At 69.6% G+C, this 12462-nt stretch carries 13 protein-coding genes; 7 read left to right on the top strand and 6 right to left on the bottom strand.

The features are described from left to right. Nucleotides 1-5 precede the first annotated feature (5 nt). Nucleotides 6-1658, top strand: a complete 1653-nt coding sequence (gene groL, locus MKK55_RS22880; protein ID WP_243937794.1) for a chaperonin GroEL — start codon at nucleotides 6-8, stop codon at nucleotides 1656-1658. Nucleotides 1659-1986: 328 nt separating this feature from the next. Here groL and MKK55_RS22885 read toward each other — a convergent pair whose 3' ends face one another. Next, nucleotides 1987-2640, bottom strand: a complete 654-nt coding sequence (locus MKK55_RS22885; protein WP_243937795.1) for a peptidase inhibitor family I36 protein — start codon at nucleotides 2638-2640, stop codon at nucleotides 1987-1989. A 348-nt stretch (nucleotides 2641-2988) separates the two neighbouring features. Between MKK55_RS22885 and MKK55_RS22890 the strand changes: the two genes are divergently transcribed. The 3 genes from MKK55_RS22890 to MKK55_RS22900 all read left to right on the top strand — a co-directional run bounded on the left by MKK55_RS22890 (nucleotide 2989) and on the right by MKK55_RS22900 (nucleotide 6000). Further along, nucleotides 2989-3282 (top strand): hypothetical protein, encoded by a 294-nt coding sequence (locus MKK55_RS22890; protein ID WP_147725400.1) that lies wholly within the window; start codon nucleotides 2989-2991, stop codon nucleotides 3280-3282. A 129-nt stretch (nucleotides 3283-3411) separates the two neighbouring features. After that, complete coding sequence (locus MKK55_RS22895; protein WP_243937796.1) at nucleotides 3412-5526, top strand: ABC transporter ATP-binding protein/permease; 2115 nt, start codon at nucleotides 3412-3414, stop codon at nucleotides 5524-5526. A 174-nt stretch (nucleotides 5527-5700) separates the two neighbouring features. Beyond that, the gene (locus MKK55_RS22900) at nucleotides 5701-6000 is read left to right on the top strand and encodes a hypothetical protein (RefSeq protein WP_147725398.1); all 300 of its coding nucleotides are present in this window, start codon (nucleotides 5701-5703) and stop codon (nucleotides 5998-6000) included. An 80-nt stretch (nucleotides 6001-6080) separates the two neighbouring features. Here MKK55_RS22900 and eda read toward each other — a convergent pair whose 3' ends face one another. The 3 genes from eda to MKK55_RS22915 form a co-directional block, all read right to left on the bottom strand. After that, nucleotides 6081-6695 (bottom strand): bifunctional 4-hydroxy-2-oxoglutarate aldolase/2-dehydro-3-deoxy-phosphogluconate aldolase, encoded by a 615-nt coding sequence (gene eda, locus MKK55_RS22905; RefSeq protein WP_147858197.1) that lies wholly within the window; start codon nucleotides 6693-6695, stop codon nucleotides 6081-6083. Nucleotides 6696-6717: 22 nt separating this feature from the next. Further along, nucleotides 6718-8541 carry a phosphogluconate dehydratase gene (gene edd, locus MKK55_RS22910; protein WP_147725396.1) on the bottom strand — a complete coding sequence of 608 codons (1824 nt, stop codon included), beginning with the start codon at nucleotides 8539-8541 and terminating at the stop codon, nucleotides 6718-6720. A 160-nt stretch (nucleotides 8542-8701) separates the two neighbouring features. Further along, entirely contained in the window at nucleotides 8702-9811 is a 1110-nt protein-coding gene (locus MKK55_RS22915) for a type II asparaginase (protein WP_147725395.1), read from the bottom strand. A 178-nt stretch (nucleotides 9812-9989) separates the two neighbouring features. Here MKK55_RS22915 and MKK55_RS22920 point away from each other — a divergent pair, with 178 nt between their 5' ends. Next, nucleotides 9990-10205 (top strand): hypothetical protein, encoded by a 216-nt coding sequence (locus MKK55_RS22920; RefSeq protein WP_147725394.1) that lies wholly within the window; start codon nucleotides 9990-9992, stop codon nucleotides 10203-10205. Nucleotides 10206-10344: 139 nt separating this feature from the next. Next, nucleotides 10345-10593, top strand: coding sequence for a hypothetical protein (locus tag MKK55_RS22925; protein ID WP_147725393.1), 249 nt, complete (start codon nucleotides 10345-10347; stop codon nucleotides 10591-10593). A 21-nt stretch (nucleotides 10594-10614) separates the two neighbouring features. Here the strand turns inward: MKK55_RS22925 and MKK55_RS22930 are convergent, their stop codons facing one another. After that, nucleotides 10615-10890, bottom strand: coding sequence for a hypothetical protein (locus MKK55_RS22930; RefSeq protein ID WP_147725392.1), 276 nt, complete (start codon nucleotides 10888-10890; stop codon nucleotides 10615-10617). A gap of 9 nt (nucleotides 10891-10899) precedes the next feature. Next, the gene (locus MKK55_RS22935; RefSeq protein WP_243937805.1) at nucleotides 10900-11784 is read right to left on the bottom strand and encodes a DNA/RNA non-specific endonuclease; all 885 of its coding nucleotides are present in this window, start codon (nucleotides 11782-11784) and stop codon (nucleotides 10900-10902) included. Nucleotides 11785-12303: 519 nt separating this feature from the next. Between MKK55_RS22935 and MKK55_RS22940 the strand changes: the two genes are divergently transcribed. Beyond that, the coding region (locus tag MKK55_RS22940; RefSeq protein ID WP_243936377.1) for a 1-deoxy-D-xylulose-5-phosphate synthase N-terminal domain-containing protein at nucleotides 12304-12462 on the top strand (159 nt) is incomplete at its 3' end.

Below are 12462 nucleotides of genomic sequence, written 5' to 3' on the forward strand. Positions count from 1 at the left end.
TGCACATGGCAGCGAAAGACGTTCGTTTCTCCTCCGACGCGCGCGACAAGATGCTCCGCGGCGTCGACATCCTCGCGGATGCCGTCAAGGTGACGCTCGGCCCGAAGGGCCGCAACGTCGTGATCGAGAAGAGCTTCGGCGCGCCGCGCATCACCAAGGACGGCGTCACCGTCGCCAAGGAGATCGAGCTCTCCGACAAGTTCGAGAACATGGGCGCCCAGATGGTGCGCGAAGTGGCCTCGAAGACCAACGACATCGCCGGTGATGGCACCACCACCGCGACCGTGCTCGCCCAGGCGATCGTCCGCGAAGGCGCCAAGTACGTCGCCGCCGGCATGAACCCGATGGACCTGAAGCGCGGCATCGACCTCGCCACGGCCGCCGCGGTCAAGGACATCATCGCGCGCTCCAAGAAGGTCGCCTCGTCCGAGGAGGTCGCCCAGGTCGGCACGATCTCGTCGAACGGCGACAAGGAAATCGGCGAGATGATCGCCCACGCGATGCAGAAGGTCGGCAACGAGGGTGTCATCACCGTCGAGGAAGCCAAGACCGCCGAGACCGAGCTCGACGTCGTCGAGGGCATGCAGTTCGACCGCGGCTACCTGTCCCCGTACTTCATCACGAACGCGGAGAAGATGGTCGCCGAGCTCGAGGACCCCTACATCCTCATCCACGAGAAGAAGCTGTCGTCGCTCCAGGCGATGCTGCCGGTGCTCGAGGCCGTGGTGCAGACCGGCAAGCCGCTGGTCATCATCGCCGAGGACATCGAGGGCGAGGCGCTCGCCACCCTCGTGGTCAACAAGCTGCGCGGCGGCCTGAAGGTCGCGGCCGTGAAGGCGCCGGGCTTCGGCGATCGCCGCAAGGCGATGCTCGAGGACATCGCGATCCTCACGCATGGCCAGATGATCGCCGAGGACCTCGGCATCAAGCTCGAGAACGTCACCCTGCCGATGCTCGGCCGCGCCAAGCGGATCCGCATCGAGAAGGAGACCACGACGATCATCGACGGTTCGGGCGAGAAGGCCGACATCGAGGCGCGCGTCGGGCAGATCAAGGCGCAGATCGAGGAGACCACCTCGGACTACGACCGTGAGAAGCTCCAGGAGCGCCTGGCCAAGCTCGCCGGCGGCGTCGCGGTCATCCGCGTCGGCGGCGCGACCGAGGTCGAGGTCAAGGAGAAGAAGGACCGCGTCGACGACGCGCTCAACGCCACCCGCGCTGCGGTGGAAGAGGGCATCGTCCCCGGCGGCGGCACCGCCCTGCTCCGCGCCAAGAAGGCGGTCGCCGCCCTCTCGAGCGACAACCCCGACGTCCAGGCCGGCATCAAGATCGTGCTGAAGGCGCTCGAGGCCCCGATCCGTCAGATCGCCCAGAACTCTGGCGTCGAGGGCTCCATCGTCGTCGGCAAGATCACCGACAACACCAGCTCCGAGTCCTACGGCTTCAACGCCCAGACGGAAGAGTACGTCGACATGATCCAGGCCGGCATCATCGACCCGGCCAAGGTCGTGCGCACCGCCCTGCAGGACGCGGCCTCGGTCGCCGGCCTGCTCGTCACCACCGAAGCCATGATCGCCGACTCTCCGAAGAAGGACAGCGGCGCCCCCATGGGCGGCGGTGGCGGCATGGGCGGCATGGGCGGCGGGATGGACTTCTAAGTCCGAGCCACCATTGCAACGTCGGAAGGGGGTCGCCGCGAGGCGGCCCCTTTTTTCGTTGCGCTTGGGCCTGGGTCGGCGCCGTCTTCCCGACGCTGTGAAACGATCGGCGAGCGGACGCTTGGACGACGAGGGGGCTCGGGCGGCTTCGGGGAAGCCTGCAGCAGATCTGTCTCGACCATTGGCCGCGCGCGCGCGGCCTCCCGCGGACATCCTGAGCGGGAGGCTCTGACGCGACGCGCTTCAAGCCTTTCAACCGGGAAGTCGACGAGAGCCGCGGCGGCGATTCTGCGAAAAGGACGACAGGAGCGATCGACGACGCGCCGTGTCAGCCCGCCCGCTTTCCGCAGCGGACGTAGGATGCGGTGCCCTTGCCGCTCGTCCAGGTCAGGCGGTCGCCGTCGACGACGAGGCGGACCTGGGAGGACCAGCGCCGGTCGCGCTCGGCGCAGTCCGCGGCCATGGTCCAGGCGTTCCCGACGCGTCGGCCGTCGTGGAAGCTGCAGATCGTCCGCCCGGCACTGGCGCGCTCGGGCGTGATCGTCGCGGGGATGTAGCCGCGTCGGCGCGAGCGCTTGCCGCAGGCGGCCTCGGTCGGCCCCCAGGTTCCGACGTACTCGGCGCGCTCCACGCGCGGCGGCGGTGCGGGCACCGGAGCAGCGGCCGGTGCCGAGACCGCCGCGACGACCGGAGCCGGCGCTTCGACGACGCGCGGCACCTGTACCTCGGGCACCGGCGTCGCGGCCGCGACCGCGATGGTCTGCGGCAAGGGGGGGAAGCCGAAGGCGGGCACCTCCGGCGGGGCGGCGGCGGCCGGCCTGAACGGGAGATCTTCGCTGAGGAACGTCACGCTGTACCCGAACAGGGTGCCCCAGCCGGCGGCGAGCGCGACGAACAGCGCGACCCAGCGCTTCGAAACGGGACGGCCCGCTCCGCTGCTCTGTTCCGTCGGGTACGCCTCGAGCCCCGCCGCCATCGTCATCCCGCCCTCCCCTTCGTGGGCCGCACGCATCCGACGCCGAAATCTTCCGTGCGCCCGTCCGTCGCGACGCGGGAGCGATGGAGATGCCGAAGGTCCGCCGGGACGCCGCCTCGAAGATCCAGCGATTCGCAGACTGCGCACCGCGGGCGACGAAATCTTAACAAGTCTTGCGCGGCGCGAAATCCCTAAACGCGCGAATACGGCGCTGCGGCGGCGACGGATCGCAGGTGGGCCTTCGACGCGACACTTCCGGCGTTGCATCGGTGCAATGGCGGGTGCGCCAATTCACTGCCATGCTCGCGCGCCGCTCCCTTCAGGGCGAGCCAACGAGGCGCCCGATTCCCAGCGATGAGATGCTTCGCCACGGCTCTTGTGATCGCCCTCGTGTCGGGGCCGGCCTCGGCGCAGACGCGGCAGGCGACACCGCGCATCGCCTGCGCGGACGCGATGGAGATGGTCAAGCGCGGCGGCGACGTGACGATCGCGGTCGGCGGCGCGCAGCCCGAGCGCATCGTGCGCGACCGCAGCTTCTGCGACCTGTCCGAAATCGCCGAGCTTCGCCTCGTGCCCACCCGCGACAACCCGCAATGCCCGATCGGCTATCGCTGTCGCGAGCCGGGCTTCGAGGAATGGAACTGGTAGGCGGCCGGCTCACGCGCGGTTGAGCGTCGCGCCCGGGCCGGTGCCACGATCTCGCCACGACCCGCGGTCACTGCCGCCGGGAAGGGCTTCGCGAACGGAGCCGATCGCCAAGATTTCCGGGAGACGCGCGTGGCCGCACTTCGAAGCGGGCTCGGCCTGCAGGCCGTCCTCACGGCGCTCGCCGCCCTCGCGCTGCTGGCGGCACCCGGCGTCCCCGCCCCGCCGCTCTACGTCTTGCTCGCGGGCTTCGCCATGGCCGGCATCCTGCTCGCCTCGGCCAACCTCTCCGCCTACCTGAAGGTCTTCGTCTCGGTCTACGGGATCGGCTACCTCGTGCTCGCCGGCGGCAAGACGCTGGCCGCGATGGGAGCGCTGCCGCCGACGCTCGCCGCCCTGCTCCCGCCGGACTTCGCGGCCACGGGCGCCGTGGTGTTCGGCGGGTTGGTCCTGGCGATCTCCTACCTGAAGCCGATCCGCGCGATCACCCTGATCGCCGATCCGTACTTCGCCAGCCGCGAGGCGCCGACCCGGGAGATCGGCCCGTTCCGCTTCTTCGGCAACACCGAGGGCAAGGTCGGGCAGCGGCTGGTGGCGCTGTCGATCTTCATCACCTTCGCCCAGGTGGCGCTGCAGCTGCGCCTGAACTTCTGGTTCCGCGACCTGTTCAATGCGCTGCAGGAGTACAATGCCGACGCGTTCTGGTACCAGCTCGTCTGGATCTTCGCCCCGCTCGCCACGATCTGGGTCGTGGTCGGCATGTTCGACACCTTCGTCGACGCGTCGCTCCACCTGCGCTGGCGGACCTGGCTGACCCGGAGCTTCTACGAGCGGTGGCTCGACGGCGGCACGCATTACCGCATCCCCTTCACCGGCGAGCACGCGGACAACCCGGACCAGCGCATCCAGAGCGACGTCAACCTGTTCATCTCGCAGACGACGACGCTCTCGATCCGCCTGCTGTCACAGGCGGCGACCCTGGTCTCGTTCATGGTCATCTTGTGGGGCCTGTCGCGCGATTTCGTCTTGCCGTTCACCGACACCGTGGTCCCGGGCTTCCTGGTCTGGCTCGTCGTCGGCTACGCGCTGGTCGGCACCTGGCTGACGCACCTGATCGGACGCCCGCTGATCGGGCTCGACTTCCGGCAGGAGAAGGTCGAGGCCGACTTCCGCTTCTCGCTCGCCCGCTCGCGAATCTACTCCGAGCAGATCGCGCTCCTGCGCGGCGAGCGCGCGGAGAACGTCAGGCTGAAGAGCCTGTTCGGCGAGATCATCGACAACTACCTCGGCATCATCTACCGGCGGATCAAGCTCGGCAGCTTCACGCTGTCCTACAGCCAGATCAGCGTGGTGTTTCCCTACATCCTCGCCGCGCCGAGCTACTTCCTCAAGAAGATCACCCTCGGACAGTTCCAGCAGACCGGCGACGCCTTCTCCAGCGTGCAGTCGTCGTTGTCGTTTTTCATCAACTCCTACGTCACGATCGCGGCCTACAAGGCCAACACCAACCGTCTCGCCTCGTTCAAGCGCGCGATGACGCTGGCCGAGGCCTATTCCGCCGCCTCCGACGGGCTCGGCCACGGCAACGCCACCGGGTCCGACGTGACCGCGACCGGACTGACGCTCGCCCTGCCCGACGGGCGGACGATCGTCACCGCCGACAGCCTTGCGATGACGAAGGGCGCGTCGACGCTCGTCACCGGCCCCTCGGGCTCCGGCAAGTCGACCCTGTTCCGCGCGATCGCCGGGATCTGGCCGTTCGGCAAGGGCCGGATCGACGTGCCCGCCGGCCAATCGGCCCTGGTGCTGCCGCAGCGGCCCTACATTCCCCTCGGCACGCTGCGCGGTGCCGTGTGCTACCCGAACACCACCGACCAGTTTCCGGACGCGGCGATCCGCGAGGCGCTGGTCGCGGCGCAACTGCCGGCTCTGGTCGATCGCCTGGACGAGGTCGACGCCTGGGACCAGCGCCTGTCCGGCGGCGAGCAGCAGCGCCTGGCGATCGCCCGCGCGGTGCTGGCCAAGCCCGAATGGCTGTTCCTCGACGAATCCACCGCCGCCCTCGACGAGCCGAGCGAGGCCGGCATCTACCAGATGCTGCGCGAGACCCTGCCCAACACCACGATCGTCTCGATCGGCCATCGCTCGACCCTGCACGAGCACCATCAGCGCCGGGTCGACATGCAGAGCACGGGGGACGGCCGGTTCAGCCCGCGCGAGTTTCGCGCCGTCGCGCCAGCGGAATAGTCCCGGCTGCAAAACGTAAGACACCGCCGTTAGACGGCTCATCGTCGTCGCTCGAAGTCGCCGTACAGCAATGCGGGAGGGTTCACCCGTCCGCATTGCCAGGTTGAAACAATAAAGGAACCCTCCGGCAGTCCTGACGTTTGATACCCGCCTCAAGAAACTGCGGAGAAACGCATGACCAAGATCACCACTTTCGCCGGTGCCGCCGCCCTCGTTCTGATGTCGTCGGCCGCGTTCGCCGCGCCGTGCTCGACCGGAACCACCGTCACCCCCGACAAGGACGCCAGCAAGGCCTCGACGGTCGATCCGAAGGCCACCGCCAACACCAGCCCCGGCGCCAAGGGCGAGTCGCCCGGCACCGTCGGCGCGATGAACAAGGCCGGTTCCGCCGCCGGAGCCACCTCGCCGGCGGACGTCAACGCTCAGGACAAGGGCAACCCGACCGCCGCGCAGGCTGCCAAGAACGATTGCTGATTCAGTATAGCGGATCGGCATCGATCCGATCCGAGACGTTGCGCCCGCTCCGGGAAACCGGGGCGGGCGTTTTCGTGCGCCTAGCGCCGCAGGCCGGTCGCCGCCAGGGCGGCCTTGCGGATCGCGTCCACGTCCGGCGCGCCGGGCTTCACGACCCAGCTTCCGCCGACGCAGAGAACGGCGTCGAGCGCGAGCCAGTCCGGCGCCGTCGCCTCGGAGATGCCGCCGGTCGGGCAGAACCGGACCTGCCCGAACGGGGCGGCCAGCGCCTTCAGCGCCTTGATCCCGCCGGACGCTTCCGCCGGGAAGAATTTGAACCGGTCGAGCCCGTGGTCGAGCCCGCGCATGATGTCGGCGGCATTCGCCACCCCCGGCAGGTAGGGGATGCCGCGCTTCAACGCCGCCTCGGTGAGCGGCGCGGTGAGGCCGGGGCTGACGATGAACGTCGCGCCGGCTTCGATCGCCGCGTCGAGGTCGCGATCGTTGAGGACCGTTCCCGCCCCCACCACCGCGCCCTCCACCCGCGACATCGCGCGGATCACTCCGAGGGCGGCCGGCGTGCGGAGCGTGACCTCGAGCGCGGTCAGGCCGCCCTCCACCAGGGCTCGGGCGATCGGCTCGGCATGCTCGATGTCCTCGATCACGAGGACGGGGATCACGGGGACGGAGCGCATCAGCGCGTCGATGCCGGTCATGGTTGGATCTCCCGTTTCGTGATCAGAGGCCGGCGGCCGCGAGCATCGCCGAGGCGCCCTGCTCGGCCCCGTCGGCGCCGTGGCGCATGAAGGCGAACAGCTCCCGCCCGGTCCCGGTGGCCGGCGGCGGCGCCGCAGCCTCGTCGCGGGCGGCGAGTTCCGCGTCGTCGACGAGCACCTGCAGCAGCCCTTCCTCCGCGCTGAGCCGCACGATGTCGCCATCGCGGATCTTCGCGATGAGGCCGCCGCCGAGCGCCTCCGGGCTGAGATGGATCGCCGCCGGCACCTTGCCCGACGCACCCGACATCCGGCCGTCCGTGACCAGGGCGACCTTGTGGCCGCGGTCCTGCAGCACGCCGAGCTGCGGCGTGAGCTTGTGCAGTTCCGGCATCCCGTTGGCGCGGGGGCCCTGGAAGCGAACCACAACGACGACATCGCGCTCGAGCTCGCCCGCCTTGAACGCCTTCAGCACGTCGTCCTGGTCGTCGAAGACGCGGGCCGGCGCCTCGATCGTGCGACGGTGCTCGTCCACGGCGCTGGTCTTGAAGGTGGCGCGGCCGAGGTTTCCCTTCACCAGGCGCATCCCGCCATCGGCCTGGAACGGCGCGGCGGGCTTGCGCAGCATCGTGTCGTCGAGGCTCTCGGGCACCGCCTCCTCAAAGGTCAGCGCGTCGCCCGACAGCTTCGGGTCGCGGGCGTGGTCGCGCAGGCGCGAACCGGACACGGTGAGGATGTCGTCGTGCAGCAGGCCGGCGTCGATCAGGCTCGCCATCACGAAGCTCATCCCGCCGGCGGCGTGGAAGTGGTTCACGTCGCCGGAGCCGTTCGGATAGACCCGGGCGATCAGCGGCACCACACCGGACAGCCGGTCGAAATCCTCCCAGTCGAGAACGATGCCGGCGGCACGCGCCATCGCCGGCAGGTGGATCGCGTGGTTGGTCGAGCCGCCGGTGGCGAGCAGCCCGACCACCGCGTTGACGATCGCCTTCTCGTCGATGCAGCGCCCGAGCGGCCGGTAGTCGTTGCCCGACGCGCCGATCTCCGACAGCCGGTGGATCGCGGCGCGGGTCACGGCCTGTCGCAGCTTGGTGCCCGGATTGATGAACGAGGCGCCGGGCATGTGCAGGCCCATCACGTCCATCATCATCTGATTGGAATTCGCGGTGCCGTAGAACGTGCAGGTGCCGGCCCCGTGATAGGAGGCGGATTCCGATTCCAGCAGCTCCTCGCGCCCGACCTTGCCCTCGGCATAGAGCTGGCGGATGCGCTGCTTCTCCTTGTTGGCGATCCCCGTCGGCATCGGCCCGGCCGGGATCAGGATCGTCGGCAGGTGGCCGAAGCGCAGCGCGCCGATGATCAGGCCCGGCACGATCTTGTCGCAGATGCCGAGCAGGGCTGCCCCGTCGAACATGCCGTGGCTGAGCGCGACCGCCGCCGACAGGGCGATGGCGTCGCGCGAGAACAGCGACAGCTCCATGCCGCGCTGGCCTTGGGTGACGCCGTCGCACATCGCCGGCGTGCCGCCCGCGACCTGCGCCGTCGCGCCGACCTCGCGGGCAAACAGCTTGATCTGCTCGGGGTAGCGTCCGTAGGGCTGATGCGCCGACAGCATGTCGTTGTAGGCGGTGACGATGCCGATGTTCATCGCGCGGCCGGAGCGGATCGCGGCCTTGTCCTCGCCGGAGGCCGCGAAGCCGTGGGCGAGGTTGCCGCAGGCCAGCGTCGGCCGGTGCACGCCCGAATCCCGCTCGCGCCGGATGAGGTCGAGATAGGCGGCCCGCGAGTCGCGCGAGCGCTCGACGATGCGGGCCGTCACCGCCGCGACCACCGGATGAATCTCTGTCATCGCATGCCCTCTCGACGGCTCGGAGCCGAAGCGCTCCGAGACCGTCCTGTCCGTGGTCGGGCTCGGGTGAGCCGACCGTGATGCGAACGTCTAGGCCCGCTGCCCGACCGTAAGATGGCGGCGACGGGCAAGACGGCAGGGGAAGCCGGAGCGTCGAGCCTCAGTACTGCCAGAAGATCCGCTGAAGTTCCTTGGTGTCGCTGGTCTTGGTCAGCGCGACCGCCGCGAGGATCTTCGCCTTCTGCGGGTTCAGGTCGTGCGCGACGACCCAATCGTAGGTGTCGTCGGGCTGCTCGGCGTTGCGCAGCACGAACCCGTCGGGCACCCGCGACGAGCGGATGATCAGCGTGCCCTTGGCGCGGATGTCCTTCAGCGTGTCGACGAGATAGCCCGGCACCGAGCCGTTTCCGGTGCCGGCATTGACGATCGCCTTGGCGCCGGCATCGACCGCGGCCTTGTAGGCGCCGGGGAACATGTTGCCCGAGCCGTAGACGATCGCCACCAGCGGCAGGCTGTCGATCGTGTCGATGTCGAACTCGGAGCTGGTGCCGTGGCGCTTGTCGAGGCTGCGGAAGAAGTAGGTCTTGCCCTCGACCACCATGCCGAGCGAGCCCCACTGGCTGAAGAACGCGCTCGGCACGATGTTGGTGCGCTTGGTGGCGTCGCGACCGGACTGGATCTGGTCGTTCATCGTCACCGTCACGCCCTTGCCGATCGCCTCCTTGCTGCCGGCGACCGCGACCGCGTCGAGCAGGTTGAGCGCGCCGTCGGCGGAGATGGCGGTGGACGGGCGCATCGAGCCGACGACGACGATCGGCTTGTCGGTCTTCACCACGAGGTTGAGGAACAGCGACGTCTCCTCCAACGTGTCCGTGCCGTGGGTGACGACCACGCCGTCCACGTCGCTCTGCTTGACGAGCTGCGAGACGCGCTTGGCCAGCTGCACCAGCTGCGCGTCGGTGAAGCTCTCGGAGGCGATCTGGAAGACCTGCTCGCCGCGGACGTTGGCGATGGCCGACATCTGCGGCACCGCCGCGATCAGCTTCTCGACGCCGACCTTGGCCGCCTGGTAGGTCGCGCTGTTGGCGGCATCCGCGCCGGCGCCGGCGATGGTGCCGCCGGTGGCCAGGATCACCACGTTGGGCTTGCCGACCTTCGCCTCGACCGCCGCGTCGGGCATCTCGCGCGCGATCGCCGCCCCCGGCAGCGACAGGCTCGCCAGGAGAACGGCCGCGACCGCGGCACACCGGCTGGATCTGACAGACAGCATCGACAATCCTTCGTCATGACCGCCGCGGCGCGGCGTGCCGGCCGCATGGTAGGCCGGCCGTCCTACGAGGCAAGAACGAAGCCGCTCGCCGAAGCGTCGCCCTCGCCGAACCGTCATGCCGGATCGTTCCGCGAGCTTGAGCGTTTCCTCGAAGCATTCGTCCGGGAGAGGCGCCCCCATGCTGACCTTCGCCAGCCTTCTGGAAGACGTGAAGGGCAACGCGCCCGCCCGTGCAGCGATGTCGCTTCTCGACGCGGCGCTCGCGCGTCGCACGTCGGACGAGCAGGGCGCCTTCTGGCGTGCGATCGACCTGTACTACGTGTCGCGCAAGGCGCCGGGCGCCGAGCCGCAAGCGACGGAGGCGGGTCCCTCTCCCACCACGCAGGCCCCGTGACGATCGGGTCTCGTCCGGCGAGACCGAGGGGTTGATCTCCGGCGAGGCTTGCGCGGCGGTCCCGCTCCGGCCGATCACGCGCACGGCGCGGCACTGCCGGGCCTTCGTGCCACCGCGATCCACAACAGTCAGGAACCCCATGTCCGAACCCGACGACGAGCCCCTCGACGCCGTCTCCCGCCTCTACGCGAAGATGCTGGCGATGGAGATCGTGATGGGCGTGCTGATCGGGCGCCTGTCGGAGGAGGACCCCGAGGTTCGAGAGGATGTGAAGCGCGACGTCGCGGTGCTCCTGGCAGACATGCCGATCGACGGGGCGAGCGAGGAGCTGATCGCCGCCGAGGTCCGTCGCGCTGCCGAGGCGCTGACGAGCGTGCGGATCGCCTGAGCGAGCGGATCGCCGTCGCCGTCAGGCGAAAGGGTTCTTCCCGATGGTCGGTTCCGTCGCCGATTCGGCGACCCTGCCCGGCAGGTCCGCCGCCTCGAGCGACGCGACGATCGCGTCGACCGTGGCCTTGAGCGCACGCGCCTGGGCTAGGCCCGCCGCGTCCCGCGTCAGGTCGAGGGAGCCGTGGAGCGCGATCGTCTCCGGGCCGTTCTCGAACGCGAGCGCCCCGATGGTCCTCACCGCGGCCCCGTCGGCGAAGGGCTCGAAGGCGGCCTCGCCGTCCTTGGATTTCTTCATGGCTGATCCTCAGAAGATCGCGCGGAGCAGTTGCCGCAGCGCACGGTGCAGCGCGCGCACGGCCTCGTGGCCGAGCCAGTCCTGCCAGGTCTGCTCCCGTCCGCGGGGACGATGGTTGGCGATGTCGTCGCGGGAATAGGCGCGCGGCTCCGGTAGGGTCATCGCCGAGGCCTTCTGGCCCGGCGGCAGCGACGGGAAGGCGTCGATCCCGGCGATGGTGCGGAGCGCAGCGAGGGACACCGACTGGAAGGTCCCGCTGCCGTCGTTCGGCGCGAGCCAGGCACCGCCCTCCCCGGCCACCGGATCGTAGATCGCCTTGAACATCTGCGTCGGCACCAGCACCCGGCCGTTGATCGAGGCGAGCTCGTCGCCCGCGTAGACCGGCCCGGTCACGACGAAGAGCTGCCCGCGCCGGGTCGCGAGCCGGCGGGTGCTCTCCTCGATCGCGGCCCACAGGCTCCGGTTCAGCACGCGATCCTGCGGCACGATGTTGGCGAGGCTGAAGGATTGCGCCTGCGCCTCGCCGGTCGGCATGTCGCCGGCCGGCGCGAGGTGGCCGCGGTCGAAGCCGCTGCGGACGTAGTCGTCGAGCCGCGCGCGGTCGTCCGGCGGGACGCGGTCCTCGTCGTGGAAGGCGTCGATCCGCTCCACCAGCCGCGCCGCCGCGACGCTCGCTCGCGTCAGGTGCTCCGCGGCGTAGAGCGGCGTTCGCGCCACGCCGGAATGCAGCACCGCGTAGGCATCGAAGCACAGGGCCAGCGTCCTGGGGGCGAGCTTCGGGTTGGTCAGCTCCGGCGCTCGGCCGTCGGCGAACAGCGCCGGGCAGGCGTCCGACGACCGCGCCGCGCCGCATCCGAGCAGGAGGACGACGGCGGCGAGGCGAGCCAGCTTCAGGAGCACGTGCGGACCCTTCGCGGGCCCGACGGCGTCGGGCGCTCGCGCCACGCGCACGGCCGCCCGAGCGTCCCCTCGAACGGGCGCACGTCTCGGTCGGGCCCACCCGGCACGGTCCGCGGTGGGCAATCCCCGAGATAGGCACACGCGAACGTGAAGTCCCCGTCGACCGGGCGGGGATCGGCCTCGGCTCCGGTGCTGAAGACGATGGTGAGAATGGTCAGGATTCCGGGCAGCACAATGCGGAGCGACGCGGGCCTCATGTGGCAGCGAAGGCACGAAAACGGGAAAAGAGAGGGATGAAACATTGATCGGATCCCACAAGGTCCGTAATTGGCACTATCATGACAGCGGCCGTACCAACGTTCCCGCGAGCGGGCGACGGCGAATTCGGTCGAGGCGTGGTCGGAACGACCCCGTCGTCACACGAGAGGCGGACCGCGTGCCGGTCGCCTCGGATCGACGCGGCCTGCCACGGATGCCTTTCGGGCCGGACGTCATAAGCGAGCGAGTGGTTCATTGACACCTCAAGAAAACGCCCCCTCGATTTTGGACGGTTTGTCCGAGACGTCCGCGTTGCGGTTGCTTCCGGAGAGCGATCTCCGGGCGGTGGCGGACGCGGTTCGCTCGGAGATGATCGAGGCCGTGTCGGTGACGGGCGGTCATCTCGGGTCGGGG

It is taken from the genome of Methylobacterium sp. J-059, assembly GCF_022829485.1.
Classification (GTDB): domain Bacteria; phylum Pseudomonadota; class Alphaproteobacteria; order Rhizobiales; family Beijerinckiaceae; genus Methylobacterium.